Genomic DNA, 21,610 nt, shown 5'->3' with positions numbered 1-21,610 from the left:
TGCGGGGTCTTCGCGCGTGGGGCCGTCCCTCGACGGTGCGGAGCCCGTCCACTGCGGGGTCGCCGGGAATGCGTCCGGAGGGATCCGTGTTGGGGGTGGTGAGAAGTTCAGGATTCAACTAAACTGGACGCACAAGGAGGCCCCCATGCCTGCAGTGACTGTCGAGAACCCGCTCACCCTGCCGCGCGTCTCCGCGGCCGACGGCGCCGTCCAGCGGCCCGTGCTCGCCGTGACCACGGCGCCCCAGGGATACGAGGGGGAGGGTTTCCCGGTGCGCCGCGCGTTCGCCGGGATCAACTACAAGCACCTCGACCCGTTCATCATGATGGACCAGATGGGCGAGGTGGAGTATCAGCCCGGGGAGCCGAAAGGGACCCCGTGGCATCCGCACCGCGGCTTCGAGACTGTCACCTACATCATCGACGGCATCTTCGACCACCAGGACTCCAACGGCGGTGGCGGCACCATCACCAACGGCGACACCCAGTGGATGACGGCCGGCTCGGGCCTGCTCCACATCGAGGCGCCACCGGAGCACCTCGTCATGTCTGGCGGTCTCTTCCACGGCCTCCAGCTGTGGGTCAACCTCCCGGCCAAGGACAAGATGATGCCTCCGCGCTACCAGGACATCCGCGGCGGCAACGTCCAGCTACTGACCACGCCCGACGGCGGCGCGCTGCTGCGGGTCATCGCCGGTGAGCTGGACGGCCACGAGGGGCCTGGCATCACGCACACGCCGATCACGATGATCCACGCGACGCTGGCGCCGGGCGCGGAGGCCACACTGCCGTGGCGGGAGGACTTCAACGGCCTGGCCTACGTCCTCGCGGGCCGGGGCTCGGTCGGTGCGGAGCGGCGTCCGGTCCACCCGGGGCAGACGGCCGTCTTCGGTAGCGGCTCGTCGCTGACCGTCCGTGCGGACGAGAAGCAGGACTCCCACACGCCGGACCTGGAGGTCGTCCTCCTCGGCGGCCGGCCCATCCGTGAGCCCATGGCCCACTACGGCCCGTTCGTCATGAACACCCGCGAGGAACTCCAGCAGGCGTTCGAGGACTTCCAGAAGGGGCGCCTCGGCACCATCCCGGCCGTCCACGGGATGTGATCCCCCGGTCCTCGGAAGTCCGCTCCGGCGGGCGGCGACCGATGCCGTCCGCCGGGCCCGGCGGACGGGGCGGTCCGCTCCCCCGCCGCGACGAGCGCCGCTCCTCACCTGACGAGCCGTCACCCGTCCGGACCCCGCGGACGGGACGGCCCGCGGCGGGCGTGATCGGCTGGAAGCGTGCCGCCGCCGCAGACCCTTCTCCCCCGGCCCGTGCAGCGTCTCGCCGCCTGGTGCGCCGTCGCGCTGCTCGTCGCGGGGGTCGCCGCCGTCGGCGTGTGGCTGATCGTCGAGTTCAAGACCGCCGTCACCCCCCTGCTGCTCGCGCTGCTGGGCACCGCGCTGCTCGGTCCGCTGCACCGTCGCCTGATCAGGATGAAGGTCCGGCGCTCCCTCGCTGCCGGGATCACCTGTGCGGCCGTCGTCGCGGTCGTCGGCGGAGCCATGTACATCGTGGTCAACGCGCTGATCGAGTCCGGGGACCAGATCGTCGCCTCCCTCAAGCGGGCCGCCGACGGCCTTGCCAGGCACTTCGGCGCCGCCGGCACCTCGCTCGACGACCTGGCCACCAACTCCAAGGAGTTGCTCTCCAGGTTCGGCGGGACGGCCGCGTCCGAGGTGATCTCCGGGATCAGCGTCGTGGGCGAGATGATCGCCATCGCGGTCGTGGCCCTGCTGCTGATCTTCTTCTTCCTCCGCGACTCCGACCGCGCGGTCGCCACCCTGCGTTCCCTCGTCCCGCAGTCCACCGGGGACATGGCGGAGGCGATGGGGCGGCGGGCCTTCGAGGCCGTCGAGGGCTTCATGCGGGGCACCACGTTCATCGCCCTGATCGACGCCGTCTGCATCACCGTGGGCCTGCTGGTCCTGCGGGTGCCCGGGGCGGTCGGTCTGGGCGCCCTCGTCTTCGTCTTCGCCTACATCCCCTATCTGGGGGCCTTCCTCTCCGGTTCGATGGCCGTGCTCGTGGCGCTCGCCGACCGGGGTTTCGTGATCGCGCTCTGGGCGCTCGGCGTCGTCCTCGCCGTTCAGGTACTGGAGGGCCACGTCCTGCAGCCAATGATCCAGAGCCGCACGGTCCAGATGCATCCGGCCGTCGTGATGCTGGCGATCACCGCGGGCGCGGGCATCGCCGGGATCCTCGGGATGCTCTTGGCCGTGCCGCTGACGGCCGCCGCGTTCGGGATCGTCGGGGAGCTGCGCAGCCGCTACGAAGCCGTCGGCGAGCCCACGCACGGCCCCGGCGGGACCGCCTCCGGGGGTCCTTCCCCCGGACCGGGCTCGTAGAGCTCGAACCAGATCGACTTGCCCTCGCCCCTCGGGTCCACGCCCCAGATGTCGGCGAGCATCTCCATCAGCACCAGGCCCCGCCCGGACGACGCCAGCTCGCCCGGGCGCCGCTTGTGCGGCAGTTCGTCGCTGGTGTCCGAGACCTCGACCCGCAACCGCCGGCAGCCGTGCTCCCCGGCCGCCTCCGCCACCATCAGCGCGTCCCCGTCGGTGTGCACCAGCACATTGGTGACCATCTCGGAGACCATCAGCACCGCCGAGTCGATCTGCTCGTGGTCGGCCCAGTCGTACAGCAGGTCCCGCATCTGCCGCCGCGCCACCGAGATCCGCTCCGGCTCGGCCTGGCGGACGGTCAGGACCGTGCGCCGCGGGGCCCGGCGGGCGGGCCTGCCGTGCCGGGACAGCAGCACGACCGCGATGTCGTCCTCGCGGCGGTCCGACAGCGGACCCGTGGTGTGGTGCGAGGCCGGCCCGTGCACGGCCTGCACCAGAGCGTCCGCGAGCTTCTCCAGCGAGCCGACCTCTTCCGGGTGCTCCTCCAGCACGGACCGGATCCGTTCCCAACCGCTGTCCAGGTCGTGCCCGCCGGTCTCCAGCAGCCCGTCCGTGCAGATCATGATCGTCTCACCGGGCTCCAGCACGATCTGCGTCGTCGGGTAGTCGGAGTCCGGGTCGATACCCAGCGGCAGACCGCCGGCCGTGGGCCGCAGGATCACCGTGCCGTCGGCCATCCTGATCGCCGGATCGGGGTGCCCCGCCCGGGCGATTTCGATCGAGCCGGTCGCCGGGTCGCACTCCAGGTAGAGGCAGGTCGCGAAGCGCGGGGCGGTGTGGCCGCCCACGGGATCGCCGTCGTCGTACGCCTCGCTCTCCGTGTAGTCGTGCAGCCCGGCCAGGAAGCGGGAGGCCCGGGCCAGCACCGCGTCGGGGCGGTGGCCCTCGGCGGCGTACGCGCGCAGGGCGGTCCTCAGCTGCCCCATCAGCCCGGCCGCCCGCACGTCATGGCCCTGGACGTCGCCGATGACCAGCGCGATCCTCCCGCTGCCCGCTCCTTCGGCACGCGAGCCGCCGGGCAGCGGGATCAGGTCGTACCAGTCGCCGCCGACCTGGAGGCCGCCGCCGGTCGGCACGTACCGGGCCGCCACCGACATGCCCGGGATGCCCGGCCCCAGCGACGGCATCATCGAGCGCTGGAGCCCCCGCGACAGCTCCCGTTCGCTCTCGGCGACCCCGGCGCGGGCCAGCGCCTGCGCCAGCATCCGGGCCACCGTGGTCAGGACCGAGCGCTCGTCGGGTGTGAAGGCCACGGGATGGCTGAACGCGGCCATCCAGGTGCCCATCGTGCGACCCGCGACGATCAGTGGCAGGAAGGCCCACGACTGCCTGCCGTAGACCTCGATCAGCGGCCACATCGTGGGGTACCGGCGCCGGTAGTCCTCCGGCGTCGGCACGTAGAGGGCCCGTCCCGTGCGGATGACCTCGGCGGCCGGGTACTCGGTGTCGAGCGGCATGTCGGCGAGGGGCCCGGCCTCGTGCTCGTCGTAGCCGTGGTGCCCGAGGACCTTGAGCCGGTCCGCCGTGACGCCGAAGACGGCGAGACCGTCGGGGGAGAAGCCCGGCATCGACAGCGACGCGGCGACCCGCAGCACCTCGGCGGTGGACCGCGCCTCGGCCAGCGCCCGGCCCGCGTCCAGCAGGAACGCCTCGCGGGAACGCCGCCAGTCGCCGGTGACCGGGGTGTGCGCGCTCGTGCCCGGCTGTGGCTCCGGGACCTCCTGGATCGTGCCGAAGAGGTGGTAGCCGTCGCCCTCGACCACCGGCCTGCACCGGCTGCGCACGGTGCGCAGCACCCGTCCCTCCATGTCGACGACCCGCACCCGGGACTCGGCGAGGGTCCCCTCGGCCACGGCGAGCCCGATGATGCCGCTGACCTCGTTCCAGTCGACGGGGTGCAGACGCGAGCGCACGGCCGAGGTGGTGTACGTGCCGCCCCCACCGGGCAGCCCGAGCAGCCGGGCGGCCTCCGCGTCGAGGCTCACGGTCCCGGCTGCGTTGTCCCAGCGCCACAGGCCGGTCGCCGTCGCGGCCAGGACGTCCTCGGTGCGCATTTTCCTACTCTATTCAGGTTGCTCCGGCCCACACCCGCTGGGGCGCAGGGGCCGGCCGGCCACGGTGGATCCGCGGTGCCGCCGGGCCTCACGGCACCGCGCCGTAATCCGGAAGGGCGACCATGGGCCGGGCGGTAACCTTGGTGGGTCCGCCCACATCCCCCATCGCGAAGACTGGATGAACGACGATGCATCGGTACAGGTCCCACACCTGCGGCGAGCTCCGCGCCTCTGACGTCGGCACCGACGTCCGGCTGAGCGGCTGGCTGCACAATCGCCGAGACCTGGGCGGCATCCTCTTCATCGATCTGCGCGACCACTACGGTCTGGTCCAGCTCGTCGCCCGTCCCGGCACCCCGGCCAACGAGGCCCTGAGCCACCTCAGCAAGGAGTCCGTCGTCCGCGTGGACGGCAAGGTCTCCGCCCGTGGCACGGACAACGTCAACCCGGACCTGCCGACCGGCGAGATCGAGATCGAGGTCACCGACGTCGAGGTGCTCGGCTCCTCGGCCCAGGTGCCCTTCACGATCAACACGGACGACGGCGTCAACGAGGAGCGGCGCCTCGAGTACCGCTTCCTGGACCTGCGCCGCGAGCGCATGCACCGCAACATCATGCTGCGCACCGCGGTCATCTCCGCCATCCGGCACAAGATGACCGCGCTCGGCTTCAACGAGATGGCCACCCCGATCCTCACCGCGACCTCCCCCGAGGGCGCCCGTGACTTCCTGGTGCCGTCCCGGCTGAACCCCGGCAAGTTCTACGCCCTGCCGCAGGCGCCGCAGCAGTTCAAGCAGCTGCTGATGATCGCGGGCTTCGACCGCTACTTCCAGATCGCGCCCTGCTTCCGCGACGAGGACGCCCGCGCCGACCGCTCGCCCGGCGAGTTCTACCAGCTCGACATCGAGATGAGCTTCGTCGAGCAGGAGGACGTCTTCCGGCCGGTCGAGAGGCTGATGACCGAGCTGTTCGAGGAGTTCGGCGGCGGCCGCCACGTCACCTCGCCGTTCCCGCGGATCCCGTTCCGCGAGTCGATGCTCAAGTACGGCTCCGACAAGCCGGACCTGCGGGCGCAGCTGGAGCTCGTCGACATCTCCGACGTCTTCGAGGGCTCGGAGTTCAAGGCGTTCGCCGGCAAGCACGTCCGCGCCCTCCCGGTGCCGGCCGTGCAGGACCAGCCGCGGAAGTTCTTCGACCAGCTCGGCGAGTACGCCGTGGAGCAGGGCGCCAAGGGCCTGGCCTGGGTGCGTGTCGGTGACGACGGGGCGCTGTCCGGCCCGATCGCCAAGTTCCTCACCGAGGGGAACGTCGAGGTCCTCACCGAGCGCCTGGGCCTCAAGCCCGGCCACGCGGTGTTCTTCGGCGCGGGCGAGTTCGACGAGGTCTCCAAGATCATGGGTGCGGTGCGGGTCGAGGCCGCGCGCCGCTCCGGTCACTTCGAGGAGGACGTCTTCCGGTTCTGCTGGATCGTCGACTTCCCGATGTACGAGAAGGACCCGGAGACCGGGAAGATCGACTTCTCGCACAACCCCTTCTCCATGCCGCAGGGCGGTCTGGAGGCCCTGGAGACCCAGGACCCGCTGGACATCCTCGGCTGGCAGTACGACATCGTCTGCAACGGCGTCGAGCTGTCGTCGGGTGCCATCCGGAACCACGAGCCCGACATCATGTTCAAGGCCTTCGAGATCGCGGGCTACGACCGTGCGACCGTCGAACGCGAGTTCTCCGGAATGCTCCGCGCCTTCCAGTACGGCGCCCCGCCGCACGGCGGCATCGCCCCCGGCGTCGACCGCATCGTGATGCTGCTGGCCGACGAGCCGAACATCCGCGAGACCATCGCGTTCCCGCTGAACCAGAACGCGCAGGACCTGCTGATGGGCGCCCCCGCGGAGGTCGAGGAAGCCCGCCTGAAGGAGCTGCACATCGGCATCTACAAGGGGCCGGCGAAGCCGACGCCGTACAAGCCCACCAAGTGAGGCCGGTACCGCACCCGTCCGCCCGGTGAGGGCGGTACCGCACCCGTCCGCCCGGTGAGGGCGGGCCCGCCGAGCGGGCCCGCCGTACGACGGCGCCGACGCGGCGATGATCACGGAAGGGCCCGGAGCCACCGGGGACGCACTGACCCGGTGCGTCCCTCGGGTTCCGGGCCCTTCCGCGTTGTTTTCGTGCTCCTTCCGAGTCGTTCACGGCGTCGCGCCGACGACGGGCGGCACGGCGGCGGGAATGCACGCGAGGAGCCGTCGACGGCCCACCGGGACCCGGCCCCGCCAGGCGCGGGACGCGCCGCAGGGGCCGCCCGGACCGCACGCGCCGTGTGAACCGCCCGGACCGACCGGCCGCTCGCACCGCGCGAGGATCACGAGAGGACATCGCGGAGTGCTCAGCACCGTACTGACCAGAGCAGCGCTGCCACTGCTGGCCGCCGGACTGCTGCTCGGGGGCTGCGCGAAGCCCTCGGCGCCGCCCGCCGCCGGCCCCCTCCCCGCGGCGCCGGAAGCCGGAGCGCCGCACGCCGGTCCGCCGGCCGGTTCCCCCGCGGCACCGCACGCCGGCCCGCCCGCCGCCGACCGTGTGGGACCCGCCCGGCTCCCCGGGCTCGGGCCCAGGACCAGTGAGCTCATCCCCGACGCCACCGACCAGGCATTCCTGGTGAGCGGGAGGTCGACGAACTCCAGCGAGTCCACGGCCACGCTCTACGAGCGCGACGAGGACAGGCGCTGGAGGGCCGTCGCCGGGCCCTGGCCCGCGCGCAACGCCCTGAAGGGATGGACCGACGAGCACTGGGCCGGGGACCACCGCTCGCCGATCGGCGTCTTCGGGCTCACCGACGCCGGCGGCCGGCTGCCCGACCCGGGCACGAAACTCCCGTACCACCAGTCCGAGGAGTTCGTGGCCGTCGGCACCGGCTTCCGGGGTGAGACCCTGCGGGGTTCCTTCGACTACGTCGTCGCGATCAACTACAACCGTGAATCCGGACTGACCCCGCTCGACGAGCGGCGGCCCATGGGCTGGGACCGGGGCGGGGGCGTCTGGATCCACGTCGACCACGACGGCCCGACCCAGGGCTGCGTCTCGCTCGGACTGGACCGGATGGCCGACCTGCTGCGCCTGCTGGATCCGGACAAGCGGCCGGTGGCCGTGATGGGCGACAGCGCCTCACTGGCGCGCTGACCGGCCGGCGGGACGGCGCCGGACCGATGACCGCCGACCGGTGGACGTGCCGCCCGCGGCGGGGCGGATCCGCGGCGGGGCGGATACGCGGCGGGGCCGGGGAAACCGTGACTCCCCGGCCCCGCCATGCGCTCGGGCGCGCCGCGGCCGGTGTCCGGCGGGCCGGTCAGGTGCGCGTGCGCACCGGACGCCTCCCGGGCCCTCAGGCCTTGTTGGGCTCCTCGAGACGCGGGAAGAGCACCGCGCCCTTCGTCACCGTCGAGCCGGCCGGCAGCCCGCCCCACTCCGCGGCGTCCTGGACCCGCTGGGCGGCCAGGGCGCCCAGCGACGCCTCCGCGCCCAGGGAGTCCCACAGCTTCTGCGAGGTGTCCGGCATGACCGGGTTCAGCAGCACGGCCACGGCCCGCAACGACTCGGCCGCCGTGTAGAGGATGGTCGCGAGGCGGGCGCGGCCCTCCTCGGAGCCCGCTGCGTCAGCAGCATGATCAAATGCAGTCTTGGCGACCTTCCACGGCTCCTGCTCCGTGATGTAGCCGTTGACCTGCTTCACGAAGTCGAAGACCGCCAGGATGCCGCCCTGGAAGTCCAGCTCCTCGCCGATCCTTCGGTCGGCCTCGGCCACGGCCTTGGCCAGGCCCTCCTGGACCGCCTTCTCGGCCTCGCCGTTCGCGGTGGCCTCGGGCAGCGAGCCGCCGAAGTACTTGCCCACCATCGCGGCGACCCGCGATGCGAGGTTGCCGTAGTCGTTGGCGAGCTCGCTCGTGTAGCGGGCGGAGAAGTCCTCCCACGAGAACGAGCCGTCCTGGCCGAACGCGATCGCGCGCAGGAAGTACCAGCGGTACGCGTCCACGCCGAAGTGCGAGGTCAGGTCCTGGGGCTTGATGCCGGTCAGGTTCGACTTCGACATCTTCTCGCCGCCGACCATCAGCCAGCCGTTGGCCGCGACCCTGCCGGGCACCGGGAGGCCCTGCGCCATGAGCATCGCGGGCCAGATGATCGCGTGGAAGCGGAGGATGTCCTTGCCGACGAGGTGGACGTCGGCGGGGAAGGTGTCCGCGAACTTCGCCGGGTTCTCGTTGTAGCCGACCGCCGTCGCGTAGTTCAGCAGGGCGTCGACCCACACGTAGATGACGTGCTTCTCGTCCCACGGGATCGGGATGCCCCAGTCGAACGTCGATCGGGAGATCGACAGGTCCTGCAGCCCCTGCTTGACGAAGTTCACGACCTCGTTGCGGGCGGACGCGGGCTGGATGAAGCCGGGGTTGGCCTCGTAGAACTCCAGCAGCTTCGGGCCGTACTCGCTGAGTTTGAAGAAGTAGTTCTCCTCCTTGAGGATCTCCACCGGCTTCTTGTGCACGGGGCACAGTTGCTCGCCGGCGAGGTCCCCCTCGCCGTCCAGCAGCTCGCCGGGGAGCTTGTACTCCTCACAGCCCACGCAGTACGGGCCTTCGTACCCGCCCTTGTAGATCTCGTCCTTGTCGTACAGGTCCTGCACGAACTCCTGGACGCGGTCGGTGTGCCGGCGCTCGGTCGTGCGGATGAAGTCGTCGTTCGCGATCTCCAGGTGCTCCCAGAGGGGCTTCCACGCCTCCTCCACGAGCTTGTCGCACCACTCCTGCGGGGTGACGCCGTTCGCCTCCGCGGTGCGCATGATCTTCTGACCGTGCTCGTCCGTGCCGGTGAGATACCACACCTTCTCGCCGCGCTGACGGTGCCAGCGCGTGAGCACGTCGCCTGCGACGGTCGTGTAGGCGTGGCCCAGGTGAGGAGCGTCGTTGACGTAGTAGATGGGGGTCGATACGTAAAAGGCCTTCACGCCTTCGCTCGTCCCCTGCTTCTCGGATCCAGTGGCCGCCATGGTCGAAATCCTAACGGCCGCCGGAAGATCGACTCACACGCATAACGGTACGGCGTCCGAGCCGAGGCCTCCCGGGCCGGCACGGTCCCGGGCAACCGGCTGTTGCCGGCCCAGCTGGTGCGGAATCCGGTGGCGAACGCGGTGGCCTGCAACGTTCCGGGCGGGACGGTCGAGGTGTCGGCGACGGCGGGCTGCTGACCGTCGCGAACACCGGTCCGATGGCCGGCGCCGCGGAGGCCGCCGGGCTCTTCGAGCCGTTCCGCCGCGGGGAGGGGCGGGACCGGACGGGCCCGGGCGCGGGGCTCGGCCTCAGCATCGTGCGCTCGATCGCCGTGGCGCACGGCGGGACGGATACGGGCGGAGCCGGGGCTAGGGCGTGGGCCTGGGCCCGGGCCCGGGCCCAGGCCTTCGCACGGTCCGGGGCCGGCGGGCTCGGTGTCAGGGGGTGGGACCGGGCCCGGGGGCGGGCTGGTGGTGCGGGTGTCGCTGCCGGTGCGGGGCGGACCGGTTCACACGGGCGGGCGCCCGTCCCCGGACGCCGCCGGACCCCGTCCGGGCGGAGCCCCGACGGGGTGAGGGTTCGTGTCCGGCCCGCGCCGGGCGGGCAGCGTCCGGGGTCCCCCGGGGGCTCCTCTTCGGGGCGGCGTGAGCTGGGCGTGCCCCGGACCGTTCACCGGGTAAGGCCGGTCCTCCGGGCACCCCACATCACGCTTGAGCGTCCGTGGCACGACCCCTCCGCGCCCCCGGAACCTTCCGCCACCCGTGGGCGCACCTCTGTGGGGCGGGTCCGGGCCGCTCTGCGGGCGCGTGGTCCCGTCCCCGGCCGGTGCGGCCTTCCGGCGACACCGGCCGGGTCGCGGCGATCAGCCGCCGCGGCGGTCCAGCCACTTCGGGAACGCGCCGAGCAGCCCCTCGTAGAGCTCCTCGTCGGTCAGCTCGCGGGGGTCCGGGCCGGCGTGGAAGAACGCGGCGTTCTCCACGGAGGCGTCGGCGTCGAGCTTGCGCAGGAAGTCGAAGCCCTTGGCGTCGTACTCGCCGAACGCCACGAACTGCCAGAACAGCGGCTTTCCGGCCGCCTCCGCCAGCGCCTGCCTGGCGGGCTGTTTGGCGTCGGGCGCGCCGTCGGTCTGGAAGACGACGAGCGCGGGGCCGTCGGCGCCGGACTTCTCGAGGTGCGCGACGACCTCCTCGACGGCCCGGTGGTAGCTGGTACGTCCCATGTGCCCGAGGCCCGCGTGCAGTTCGTCGACGCGGCCCTCGTGCTCGGCGAGCGTCAGCTCGCCGGTGCCGTCGATGTCCGTCGAGAAGAACACGACGTGGACGGACGCGTCCTCGTCGAGGTGAGCGGCGAGCGCGAGGGTCTGCTCACCGAGCTGCTGTGCGCTGCCGTCCTTGTAGTACGGCCGCATCGACCCGGACCGGTCCAGCACGAGGTACACCTTCGCCCGCGCCCCGGCGGCCCCGGCCCCCTTGAGCGCCGCCCCGGCCGCCTTGTACGCGCCGACGAGCGCCGCGGCCCGCGCCTTGACGCGTGCGAGGGAGTAGGCGGGCTTGCCGGTGGCGGCGGTGTCGTCGTCGGTGGTGGGGGCGGTCGCGATGGCCCCGGCCGCGGCGGCGACGGGCTCGGCGGCGACGGGCTCGGGGTCCGTCTCGGCGCCGGTGGCTGTGGCGGAGGGCTTCTCGACGGCATCGGCTTCGGTGCCGGTGGCTGCGGCGACCGGACCAGAGGCGGCCGCGACGGGCTCGACCGCGGGGCTCGGCTCGACGGTGGTGTCCGCGGGTTCGGGCTTCGGCTCGACGGTGGTGTCCTCGGCGGGGGCCGGGTCGGCGTCGCTGGCCGGCTCGGCCGCGGTCCCGTCGGAGGCAGGAGCCGTTCCGGTGCCGTCGTCGGCGGCGACGGGCTCGCGCGTCGTGGGAGCGGTGTCGCCCGCGGTGGTGTCCGTCTCGGCGTCGGCCGCGGTGGCGGGCTCCGCCTGCGCCGCGTCGGTGGCGGGGGCCGCCTCGGTGACCGGCTCCGCGGTGTCGGCGGTCGCCTCAGCCGCGACCGGCTCGGTCTTGGCTGTGTCTTCCTTCGTGGGCTTTGTGACCGCGGCGTCGGCGTTTGTGCCCGTCTCGGTGACCGGCTCCGCGGTGTCGGCGGTCGCCTCAGCCGCGGCCTCGGGCTCGGCCTCCTCCGTTCCTGTCCTCGCGTCGGAGGCGGGAGCGGGTTCGTCCACGGCGGTCCCGGATGTCGAGTCCCCGGCGTCGGCCTCGGCCGCATCGGCCGGGGCGGTCCCGGGTGCCGCGCCGTCCGCGTCCTCGGCGGCCGTCTCCGCATCCGCCGTGGGCGTTTCGGTCGCGGCGGACCCCGGCTCGGCGGCCGGAGCTGCCTCGGTCCCCGCATCCGGGGCGGTCGCGGCGGCACCGTCCTCGGCGGGCTTGTCCTGCCCGGCCGCGTCGGCCGCTTCCGTCCCCGCGGCCGCTTCCGTCCCCGCGGCCGCGTCCGGCGTGGAAGGAGTCCGGGCCGGCGGGATCGTCGGGCGCGTGCCCGGGGGAGTGTCGAACGCCGCCGCCACCAGATCCGCCGCACGGTCCTGCGGGTTGGGGGCCTCGGCCTGGGGCGGGACGGAGGGGGAGACGGTGGGGGTCGTCGTGGAGGCCGGTGAGGACGACTCCGTACGCTCGCGTCCAAACACCTTTCGCAGCAAGCTCCGAATGCCCATGAGCGAGGCCTTTCGCGTGAATTGGGTGCGATCAATGTCCGCATTTTCCGGCATTGTCCGGCCCGGCTGCGGCAACGCCGCAGCTCCGGCCAGCGCGGACACGTAAGGTTAGCGGCCGCCTCTTCCGTACGGCCGCAAGCCCCTCCCGCGTCAAGGGCGCCCCCGGTCGCTCCGGATTCATCCCCCGTTCACCTGGCTGCCGCCGCACTGCTCACATGTGCCCCTACCGTCGCGGCCGGAGACATTCCGACACGATGTCGGCGCGGGGCGCCGAGGGGATTGGGGAAGACGTGCGCAGAATGCTGCCGCTCCTGAGCTCGAACCACGCGGGCGGTCGTTCCGCTCTCACCTGCCGGTACCGCTGTGGGGACGCCTGCTTCCACGAGGTGCCGAACACCAGCGACAACGAGTACGCCGGTGACGTCATCGCCGCGACGCTGTCGCGGCGTTCGATGATGCGCACCGCCGCTGTCGTGACCGTCGCCACCGCCGCCGGCGGTGCCGTGGTCGCGCAGAACGCGCCGTCCGCGCAGGCAGCCGCCGTGCCCGCCGCCGGTGACGCCCGCCACGGCGGACACGGGGGCGGCACGCGCGACGGCGCCCGCGGTCTGCGCTTCACGCCGGTCGGGCCCAACACCGCCGACAAGGTGACGGTTCCCGAGGGGTACGCCCAGAACGTGGTGATCCGCTGGGGCGAGCCGATCCTGCGCGGCGCGCCCGCGTTCGACGCCGACCGGCAGACGGCCGGGGCGCAGGCAGGCCAGTTCGGCTACAACAACGACTTCCTCAGCCTGCTGCCGCTGCGCGAGCACGGCCGCCAGGTGCTCGTGGCCAACCACGAGTACACGGACGAGCAGCTGATGTTCAAAGGCTACGACGCCGCCAACCCGACCCGCGAGCAGGTCGAGATCGCCTGGGCCGCGCACGGCCTCTCCGTGGTCGTCGTCCAGGAGGAGCGCAGGAGCGGCAAGCTCACGCCCGTCACCCGCCACTGGCTCAACCGCCGTCTGACGGCTACGAGCGAGTTCCGCCTCACGGGCCCCGCCGCGGGCAGCGCCCTGCTCAAGACGTCCGCCGACCCGACCGGAACCAAGGTCCTCGGTACGCTCAACAACTGTGCCGGCGGTACGACCCCCTGGGGTACCACGCTCCACGGCGAGGAGAACTTCAACCAGTACTTCGCCAACGGCACCAGCGCCACCGACAAGCGCTACGGCCTGACCACCGGCGCCACCGAGCGCAAGTGGGAGCGCTTCGACAAGCGCTTCGACGCGGCCCAGGAGCCCAACGAGTCGCACCGCTTCGGCTGGGTCGTCGAGCTCGACCCGTACGACCCGGACTCCACGCCCCGAAAGCGCACGGCCCTCGGCCGTTTCAAGCACGAGGCCGCGCAGCCCCGGCTGACCCGGGACGGCCGCCCGGTCGTGTACATGGGCGACGACGAGCGCTTCGACTACTTCTACAAGTTCGTCTCGTCGAAGCGGATGCGGAAGGGCGGCAGCCGTGCCGCCCGCGCGCACAACCTGACGCTGCTGGACGAGGGCACGCTGTACGTCGCGAAGCTCACCGGAGACTCCCCCCAGGACATCGACGGCACCGGCAAGCTCCCGAACGACGGCGAGTTCGACGGCAGCGGTGTGTGGATCCCTCTGGCCACCGGTGACGTCTCGCACGTCCCGGGCATGACCGCCGAGGAGGTGTACGTCTTCACCCGCCTCGCCGGCGACAAGGTCGGTGCCACCAAGATGGACCGCCCCGAGGACGTCGAGCCGAGCCCGCGCACGGGCCGCGTGTACGTGGCGCTGACCAACAACACCGACCGGGGCAAGGCCGGCAAGCCGGGTGCGGACGAGGCCAACCCCCGCAACCTCAACAAGCACGGCCAGATCCTGGAGCTCGCCGAACACTGGGACGACCCGTCCTCCGACGGCTTCGCCTGGCGGCTGTTCCTGGTCGCGGGCGACCCGGAGGACCCGGCCACGTACTTCGCCGGCTACCCGAAGGAGAAGGTCAGCCCGATCTCCTGCCCGGACAACGTGGCCTTCGACCCGCACGGCAACCTGTGGATCTCCACCGACGGCGCCCAGCTGGGCTCGCACGACGGCCTGTTCGGGGTCGCGACGACCGGCGAGCGCCGGGGTGAGCTGAAGCAGTTCCTCACGGTGCCGAAGGGCGCCGAGACCTGCGGCCCGATCATCCAGGACCGCCGGGTGATCGTCGCCGTCCAGCACCCCGGGGAGATCGACGGGGCGACCGTCGAGAAGCCCGCATCGGTGTGGCCCGACGGACCGGGCCGCCTCGTGCGCCCGTCGGTCGTCGCCGTCTACCGCAAGGACGGCCGCGACATCGGCGTCTGACCCCGGTGAGCCCCGTGGGCCCGGCCGCTCCCGCCGGGCCCACGGGGGAGGCCGTTCCCGCGGGGCCGCCGCGCCCGTCCGCGGCGGCTCTCCGCGCCGGCCGGGGGCGTCAGTCGGAGGCGGTCGCCGCGCGGAACCGGGCGAACTGCTCGGCGGGGTCGCCCGTGTACGACCAGGGGACCCGTGCCGCCCGTGTGCCCAGCATCGCGAACAGCCGGCGTGCCACGTCCGTCTCGCCGGCGTAACAGGCGGCGTGCGTCAGATGGTTGAGCTCGCCCACCTCCTCGGGGAGGACCGGGCCCGCCGGCCGGCCGCCGATCCAGCGCTCCCAGGTGCGCCGCACCTCGGTCACCGCGAGCTCGTGCTTCCAGTGCTGGCCGAAGTCGCGGACCGGGGCCCGGCCGCGGGAACCCTCCGCCACATAGCGGAACTCCTCCACCCGGGCGATCTGCACGAGCACCGGCAGCGGGGAGCCGGGCGGGGCCGCGCCCGCCGCGTCGCGGGCGACGTCGTACATGGAGCCGTGCGTGCCGTGCCAGCGCGCCGACCAGTAGCGCAGCAACTGCACGTGGCCCTCGACGTTGTCCGGGTCTCGCCGTCGCAACTCATCCCACCAGCAACGCAGTTGACGCCGTCCCACGCCGCCGTCGTAGAGCCTGGCCACCGTCAGCAGCGACACCCACGGCATCGGGTCCGCGGGCGCCGCCTCGGCGGCACCGATGCAGGCCATCACCGCCACGTCGATCCGGCCGCGGTCCACGGAGGCGCCCCGGCCCCGCGCGATGGCGTCGTCGAAGGCCCGGACCACCGCGGTCGCGGCGCGCAGCACGGCCGCGTCGGGGTTCTCCGGTTCGGCCGCCCACCACGCCTCGACGGCCGAGGACCCCGCCGCGGCGTGCGAGAGCTGCCGCAGCCGGTGGGTGCGGCGCGGCCAGTCCGGCCCGGTGGCGTGCAGCAGGTCGCGCACCCCCTGCCAGCGCCCGATCACGATGTCGTGGCGGGCCTCCGTCAGCGCCCGGTCACCGAAGTCCGGGTCGAGGACCGGCTCGAAGCGGCGGCGAGCAGCAACCATGTCCCAGCCTGCTTTCTGCGGTCAGAAGTCCGTCGCCATGGTGTCGCGCGGACCGTCGTGCCGGGTGGAGGCGGCACCTGAGCACGCGGCCTCCGCCTCGATGGCCCGTGCCGCGTCGAGCTTCGCGGGCCGGTAGTACGCGCTGCCCTGCCGCCAGTACCAGAGCATCGGAACCACCCCGGCCGCCAGCCCGCCGAGACCGATCACGATCGAGGCGGTGCTCAGTTCGCTCAGCGACTCGAAGAAGATCCAGAACATGAAGGCCGAGCCGAGCAGCGGCCACGCCCCGCCGAGCAGGAAGTTCTTCACCGACGTCAGCACCATGCCGCGGTACGCGGCGACGGCCGCGACGCCCGCGAGGCCGTAGTACACCGCGATCTGGAGGGAGATCGCGTTGACGGCGTCGGAGAGCACGTCGCCGACCGAGCCGAGGGCCGTCGCGGCGAAGAGCATCACCAGCGCCACCGCCCCCACCACCGCGATCGCGACCCAGGGGGTGTTCCAGCGCTTGTGCACGGCGCCGAAGGCGGGGGGCATCGTGCGGTCCCGGCCCATCGCGAACAGCGAGCGGGTGACCTGGATGAGAGTGGTCTCCAGGGTGGCGACCGTCGACAGCATCACCGCGACGATCAGCAGCTTGCCGCCGACGCCGGGCCAGATCTCGTCGCCCAGCACGCCGAGGGCGTTGCCGCCGCCCGCCAGGCTCTGCTCCGACGTGAGGATCATGTTGACGGCGACCGTGAACGACACGAAGAGCAGGAGCACCACGCCGACACCGACGAGGCTCGCGACACCGGCCGTCCTGCGGCTGTCGCGCGTCTCCTCGCTGAGGTTGCTCGTGACGTCCCAGCCCCAGTAGTAGAACGCGGCGATGAGCGCGCCCGAGGCGAAGCCGGAGGCACCGTCGAAGTGCGAGAAGCCCAGCCAGGACCAGTCGAAGGCGGCGGCGGAACCCTTGTGCAGGAACGCGGCCAGCAGGAACAGCACCAGCAGCAGCACCTCGACGCCGGTCAGCAGCAGCTGTGCCCGCACGGTCAGCCGTGCCCCGCCGAGGACCACCAGCAGCATCACCAGGAACCAGCAGGCGCCCACCAGGGCCGCCAGTCCGGTGTCGCCTGCGAGGCCCGGGTCGAGGAGCGCGAGGGTCATCGCACCGGCCGGCAGGGAGCCGGCCACCATGAAGATCGTCGCGGAGACGACCAGGGCCCAGCCGGAGAGGAAGCCGAGGAACGGGTGAAGCGTGCGGCCCACCCAGGAGTAGCTGGCTCCGGCGTTGACGTCGATCCGGCCGAGGCGGCCGAAGGCCAGGACGATGCCGAGCATGGGTATCGCGCAGTACAGCAGCGCGGCGGGACCGGCCAGCCCCACGGCGCCCACCAGGACGGCGGTGGTCGCGGCGAGCGAGTAGGCGGGGGCGCTGCCGGCGACCGCCATCACGACGGTGTCGAACGTACCGAGGGCGTTGGGCTGGAGCCCTCTGCCGGGATTGCTGCTCATCGAATGTCCTTGTGTGGCAGGGCATGTGGCGATGGATCAGGGTCTCGGCCGCGCTGAAGGGGTGGATCCGCGACGGGGGGACGGAGCGCATCGTAGTCGTCCGCCGTACCCTCGGTGGTATGGCGGATGACGCGGGGGCCCCGGGGGCCGCGGAAGGGACCGTGCGGGTCGACAGCTGGATCTGGTCCGTGCGGCTGACCAAGACCCGCTCGCAGGCGGCCACCGCCTGCCGTGGAGGCCATGTCCGGGTCAACGGGGAGCGCGTCAAACCCGCGCACGCGCTGAAGGCCGGGGACGAGGTGCGCCTCTTCCACGCGGGCCGGGAGCGGATCGTGGTGGTCTCCCGCATCATCCGCAAGCGCGTCGGGGCGCCCGCCGCGGCGCAGTGCTACGTGGACAACAGCCCGCCGCCCCCGCCGCGCGAACTCACCGCACCGACGGGAGTGCGGGACCGGGGCGCGGGCCGGCCGACGAAGCGCGACCGGCGGGAGATGGAGCGCCTCCACGGCCGCGGCCACCCGTCCCGGTGACGGGGACGCCGCGGGTCGGTGCCGAGTCCGGCCTGCGCCACGCGGAGTGAGGGGCCGCGGGCCGGAGCCGGGGGCGGACCCGCCGGTCGCGGTGCCGCAGGCGCTCCGGCCCCTGGGTGTGGTGCGCCCCTTCGGTGGCCGAGGCATCGCCGCCCCGCCGCGGCCTCCCGCCCGGACGGTCCGTCTCCGCCGTCACGGTCCCGGCGCCCCGGACGGGGACGCGATCGTGCGGGCCGCCGTCACCTCCTGGCGGAGCGGTTCGAGGACGCTCCTCTCCTCGCCCTCCAGCGGCGTCCGCACCACGGCGGGTTCCTCCCGGGAGCGGATGTCCCCGGCGAGTTCGCGCAGGTGCCGTACGACCTCGTCGACCTCGCTCCGCGTGGGCGCTGGGGCGCCGTAGTCCACCCGGACCCGGGCCGCGGTCGTCGCGTCCGCGATCCGCTCGACGGCGACGACGAGCGGCCACCACGCGGCCGCGCGCGTGCCCGCGGGCGGCGGCTCGGTGAGCGCCCGCTGGAACTCCGAGCGCACGGCCGACAGGTCCCGGTACAGCCGGCGCCGGGACCGCGCCCGCTCGCCCCGGCCGGCGTCGGCGCCGAACGCCAGCGCCACATGGCTCGCGGCGTGGTCGACCGAGTCCGCGAGCCGGTCCCCGATGCGGCTGTGCCAGCTCTCCGGCCACAGCAGGTACCCGGCGACCAGGGCGATCGCACAGCCGATCAGGCTGTCCACGAGACGTGCCCGTACCAGACCGATCCCCTGGCGGTTGATCAGGTCGGACAGCAGCAGGATCACCGGGGTGATCGCCGCCGTCTGGAAGGCGTACCCCTTCGCCGAGAACGCGGGGATGAGTCCGCCGAGGACGATCATCACGGGCACGTCCCACCAGCCGCGCGGCACCTCGGCCAGCACGGCCGCCGCGACCACCAGGCCCGCCACCGTCCCCAGTCCGCGTCCCACCGCGCGGGAGAACACCGAGCCGAAGTCCGGCTTCATGACGAAGGTGACGGTGAGGGCGACCCAGTAGGACCGGTCCAGTTCCACGATCGACACCAGCGCCTGGGCGAGGCCGATGCAGAGCGCGAGGCGCAGCCCGTAGCGCCAGGACGCCTCGGAGAACAGCACGTCGCGCGTCGTGCGGCGGACACGGGTCCCGAGCGCGGCGGGCCGGCCGAGGCGGTCGTCCACGTTGTGGGGATCGGGGTCCGGCCCGAGGACGACGGTCGTCGCGTGCCGCAGCGCGTGGTCGACCGCGCGCTCGGTGGGTGTGGCGGGCTGCGGCAGGTGCGGCTCGTACGGGCCCGAGCGGCCGCGCTCGACGGCGTCCGCCAGCGTCCGTACCGCCGCGGGGACCGCGGCGGGCAGCGGGCGGCCGCGCTGGTGTGCCGCGGGGGCCGCCTCGACCACCGGGACCAGGGCGTTGAGCTGAGCGAGCAGCCGGACCAGCATGGGATTGCGGCCGTGGTCGCGGGCGCGGCGGGCGAGGATCAGGTCGTACGAGTCGTCGAGCGACTGCGTGACGGCCCGGCGGCGCTCGTCGTACGTGTCCCCGCCGGCCGCCGCCAGCAGGTCGGCGACCGCCCGGTAGGCGCGGGCGACCGCCGATCGCTCGGGCGCGCCACCGCGCAGCGGCCAGCCGAGCAGGGCCAGCGCGAGTACGAGCAGACCGCCGAGCCCGAGGAGAAGCGGCGCGGTCCACCAGGGCCGGGGCAGCGGCAGCCCCGACCCGATGACCGCGTTGAGCAGCAGCAGCAGTCCCGAGGCCGAGGCGACCGCGCCGATCGACGAGATCATTCCGGAGACGAGGGCCACGGCCGTGAGGACGGCGACGGTGAGCCACCCCTGGGCGTACACGAGCGTGCCGAGCGTGACGCCGACGGCGCCGAAGACCTGGGGCACGGCGATGTTGAAGATCCGCATCCGGTAGGCGTCGGCGGTGTCGCCGATGACCCCGGAGAGCGCGCCTATCGACGCCAGCGCCCCGTACACCGGCCGGTCCGCGGCGAAGCCCACCGCCAGCGGGGCCGACAGCGCCACGGCGGCGCGGGCGACCGCCGCCCGGTTGACCGGTGTGCGCTGCGGGCGCAGCCCCGACACCAGCCACGCCGGCGGCGTCAGCCGTACTCGCTCCCTCACGTCACCGTTCCTCATCAGCGGGCAGGAGTGGGTCCTGGACCCATGCCTGGTCACTGCGGACATTCCGAACGGTTGTGGATGTCCTGGCCGCCCGCGTGCGGTCCGCGTCCGGCGGACCGGATCGGGTCCGTGGTCCGGGAACGCGGGGGCGGGGTTCCGCACGCCCGAGGATCGCCGGTCGGGCCTGGACGGTCCGGTGCCCCTGCTCAACACTTCGGTGAGCAGGGGGCGGTGCCGTCCGACGCCGGATCGGACGCCCCGGGGCGCATCGCCGGATCGTGCCCAACGGCCCAACCGCCCGGCAGAGTTCGGCACGGGACCGGCAGCCCGCCTGTCCGGTCGGCCTACGGGGCCGGGCACCGTGGTGCGGCCGCCGTGCCGGGCTCAGTGCCGGAGCGCCTGCCCGATCTCGGCCGGCGGCGTACCGGACAGGTCCCGATGGGTCTGCGCCGTCGCCGACTTCGTGCCGCCGGGCGGAACCGCGTCGATCGACACGACGGTCGCGTCGAGCAGATTCCCGCTGCTGTCCTTCCAGTTGACCAGGACCGTGTAGTCGACGGCCTGGTCGGTGGGGTTCGTCGCGGTGATCTCGTTGGAGAGGCGGTTGTTCACGGCCTCCGTGGGCCCGGCCTTCACGTCGGCCTTGGCGTTCAGACCGCCCTTGATCTTCGCCATCTCGGAGGCCGCTGCCGCCGTCGCCGACTCGACGGCCTCACCCGCCTTGGACGCCACCGACTTCGGCGTCTCGCCAGTGTCGTTCGAACAGCCGGTCATCCCTGCCGCGAGCGCGACGGCGGCCGCGGCGGCCACGACGGCGTTTCGTGTGCCATGGCTCGATCTCATACGCACCAGAGTGCGCCCCCGGCCCGGGTTCGGCCACTCGGTGGACCGGTGCGGAGACCGGACCGCGGCGTCTGCCCGCGCCGGCCCGGTTGCCGCCGAGCCGTGGGACGGGCGGGTTTTTTGGGGCCGCGGCCCTGCGGCGCCGGCAGGCCGCGTCAGTCCTGCGCCACCGGGGCCAGTCCGCGCAGTGCGGAGATGAGCAGTTCGACGCCGAAGGCGAACTCGGCCTCGTGGTCGTTCACGGCCAGGATCGGCGCGACCTTCGCGACGGCGGGGAAACCGGAGCCGGCGAAGTAGGCGGTGCGGGTGGCCAGCCTCTCGTCCGTGCCCCGGCCTTCGCGGCCCGACCCCGATGCGCTGCGGACCTCCTGCAGAAGGGTGCCGACCTGGAAGGAGATGAACAGCCGCAGCACGTGCACCGCGATCTCCTCGTCGAAGCCGTGGTCGAGCATCATCGCGATCATCGTGTCCACCGGCGCGAGCGCGGTGGGGGTGGACAACTGCCGCATCAGCACCAGTTCGCAGGCCTGCGGGTGGCGCAAAGACGCCCTGCGGAAGCCGTACGCGATGTCGCGGATGCCCTCCTCCCAGCCACCCGTCACCCGGCGCGGCATCCGCATGTCGGTGGTGATGAACTCGGTCACCCCGTCCAGAATGTCGTCCTTGCTCCTTACATGGTTGTAGAGGGACATGGCCTGGACGCCGAGGCGGGCCGCGATACGGCGCATGGACAGCGCCTCCACGCCCTCCTCGTCGATGATCACCAGTGCCGCCCCGACGATCCGGTCCCGGCTCAACGGCTCGCGAGGTCCGGGGACTTCAGGTCGTGCTCCTCGGGCCATGAACGACCGCTCCTCTTTCGGGTGGCTACGCGCGGTAACGCTTGACGACTTACAGCGTAAGTGCTTCGCTCCTGTCTCGTACTTACGGTGTAAGTGGCGCAACTG

The 21,610-nt window shown here is 72.8% G+C and carries 14 protein-coding genes and 2 pseudogenes; 7 read left to right on the top strand and 9 right to left on the bottom strand.

The window, feature by feature from the left end:
- Positions 1 to 145: 145 nt before the first annotated feature.
- Positions 146 to 1,102, top strand: a complete 957-nt coding sequence (locus tag FEF34_RS18250; protein WP_138054119.1) for a pirin family protein — start codon at positions 146 to 148, stop codon at positions 1,100 to 1,102.
- Between the two features lie 177 nt (positions 1,103 to 1,279).
- Positions 1,280 to 2,386: an AI-2E family transporter gene (locus FEF34_RS18245; RefSeq protein ID WP_138054118.1), complete on the top strand. Its 1,107-nt coding sequence runs from the start codon at positions 1,280 to 1,282 to the stop codon at positions 2,384 to 2,386.
- On the opposite strand, the gene FEF34_RS18240 is transcribed toward FEF34_RS18245, so the two are convergent.
- The gene (locus FEF34_RS18240) at positions 2,308 to 4,497 is read right to left on the bottom strand and encodes an ATP-binding SpoIIE family protein phosphatase (RefSeq protein ID WP_138054117.1); all 2,190 of its coding nucleotides are present in this window, start codon (positions 4,495 to 4,497) and stop codon (positions 2,308 to 2,310) included. The two genes, FEF34_RS18245 and FEF34_RS18240, sit on opposite strands and share 79 nt — an antisense overlap.
- A gap of 188 nt (positions 4,498 to 4,685) precedes the next feature.
- Here FEF34_RS18240 and aspS point away from each other — a divergent pair, with 188 nt between their 5' ends.
- Both aspS and FEF34_RS18230 read left to right on the top strand, forming a co-directional pair.
- Positions 4,686 to 6,473 (top strand): aspartate--tRNA ligase, encoded by a 1,788-nt coding sequence (gene aspS / locus FEF34_RS18235; protein ID WP_138054116.1) that lies wholly within the window; start codon positions 4,686 to 4,688, stop codon positions 6,471 to 6,473.
- A gap of 400 nt (positions 6,474 to 6,873) precedes the next feature.
- Entirely contained in the window at positions 6,874 to 7,668 is a 795-nt protein-coding gene (locus FEF34_RS18230) for a hypothetical protein (protein ID WP_138054115.1), read from the top strand.
- Positions 7,669 to 7,870: 202 nt separating this feature from the next.
- On the opposite strand, the gene metG is transcribed toward FEF34_RS18230, so the two are convergent.
- A complete protein-coding gene (metG, locus tag FEF34_RS18225) occupies positions 7,871 to 9,526 on the bottom strand; it encodes a methionine--tRNA ligase (protein ID WP_138054114.1) in 1,656 nt (551 codons plus the stop codon).
- Positions 9,527 to 9,592: 66 nt separating this feature from the next.
- On the opposite strand from metG, the pseudogene FEF34_RS42935 reads away from it, so the two are divergent.
- Positions 9,593 to 9,894 (top strand): annotated as a pseudogene (locus tag FEF34_RS42935) (ATP-binding protein); the annotation flags it as partial.
- Positions 9,895 to 10,389: 495 nt separating this feature from the next.
- On the opposite strand, the gene FEF34_RS18215 reads toward FEF34_RS42935, so the two are convergent.
- Entirely contained in the window at positions 10,390 to 12,201 is a 1,812-nt protein-coding gene (locus tag FEF34_RS18215) for a VWA domain-containing protein (protein WP_325063637.1), read from the bottom strand.
- A gap of 317 nt (positions 12,202 to 12,518) precedes the next feature.
- Between FEF34_RS18215 and FEF34_RS18210 the strand changes: the two genes are divergently transcribed.
- Positions 12,519 to 14,585, top strand: a complete 2,067-nt coding sequence (locus FEF34_RS18210) for a PhoX family protein (protein WP_138054112.1) — start codon at positions 12,519 to 12,521, stop codon at positions 14,583 to 14,585.
- 109 nt (positions 14,586 to 14,694) lie between these two features.
- Here FEF34_RS18210 and FEF34_RS18205 read toward each other — a convergent pair whose 3' ends face one another.
- Positions 14,695 to 15,657: a hypothetical protein gene (locus tag FEF34_RS18205; protein WP_138054111.1), complete on the bottom strand. Its 963-nt coding sequence runs from the start codon at positions 15,655 to 15,657 to the stop codon at positions 14,695 to 14,697.
- Positions 15,658 to 15,678: 21 nt separating this feature from the next.
- The gene (locus FEF34_RS18200; protein WP_138054110.1) at positions 15,679 to 17,154 is read right to left on the bottom strand and encodes an APC family permease; all 1,476 of its coding nucleotides are present in this window, start codon (positions 17,152 to 17,154) and stop codon (positions 15,679 to 15,681) included.
- Positions 17,155 to 17,273: 119 nt separating this feature from the next.
- On the opposite strand from FEF34_RS18200, the gene FEF34_RS18195 reads away from it, so the two are divergent.
- Positions 17,274 to 17,684, top strand: a complete 411-nt coding sequence (locus FEF34_RS18195; protein WP_234042447.1) for an RNA-binding S4 domain-containing protein — start codon at positions 17,274 to 17,276, stop codon at positions 17,682 to 17,684.
- A 192-nt stretch (positions 17,685 to 17,876) separates the two neighbouring features.
- Here FEF34_RS18195 and FEF34_RS18190 read toward each other — a convergent pair whose 3' ends face one another.
- From FEF34_RS18190 to FEF34_RS18175, 4 genes and pseudogenes are all read right to left on the bottom strand, one after another.
- Positions 17,877 to 19,835 carry an FUSC family protein gene (locus tag FEF34_RS18190; protein WP_171053305.1) on the bottom strand — a complete coding sequence of 653 codons (1,959 nt, stop codon included), beginning with the start codon at positions 19,833 to 19,835 and terminating at the stop codon, positions 17,877 to 17,879.
- A pseudogene (locus FEF34_RS42930) lies at positions 19,822 to 20,097 on the bottom strand (IS200/IS605 family accessory protein TnpB-related protein); the annotation flags it as partial. The pseudogene FEF34_RS42930 and the gene FEF34_RS18190, both read right to left, overlap by 14 nt.
- 107 nt (positions 20,098 to 20,204) lie before the next feature.
- Entirely contained in the window at positions 20,205 to 20,663 is a 459-nt protein-coding gene (locus tag FEF34_RS18180) for a hypothetical protein (RefSeq protein WP_234042446.1), read from the bottom strand.
- A gap of 155 nt (positions 20,664 to 20,818) precedes the next feature.
- A complete protein-coding gene (locus tag FEF34_RS18175; RefSeq protein WP_234042445.1) occupies positions 20,819 to 21,505 on the bottom strand; it encodes a TetR/AcrR family transcriptional regulator C-terminal domain-containing protein in 687 nt (228 codons plus the stop codon).
- Positions 21,506 to 21,610 lie beyond the last annotated feature (105 nt).

Source organism: Streptomyces marianii, assembly GCF_005795905.1.
Classification (GTDB): domain Bacteria; phylum Actinomycetota; class Actinomycetes; order Streptomycetales; family Streptomycetaceae; genus Streptomyces; species Streptomyces marianii.
The sequence above is the reverse complement of the archived record's forward strand: the minus strand, read 5'-3'. Positions and strand labels throughout refer to the sequence as shown.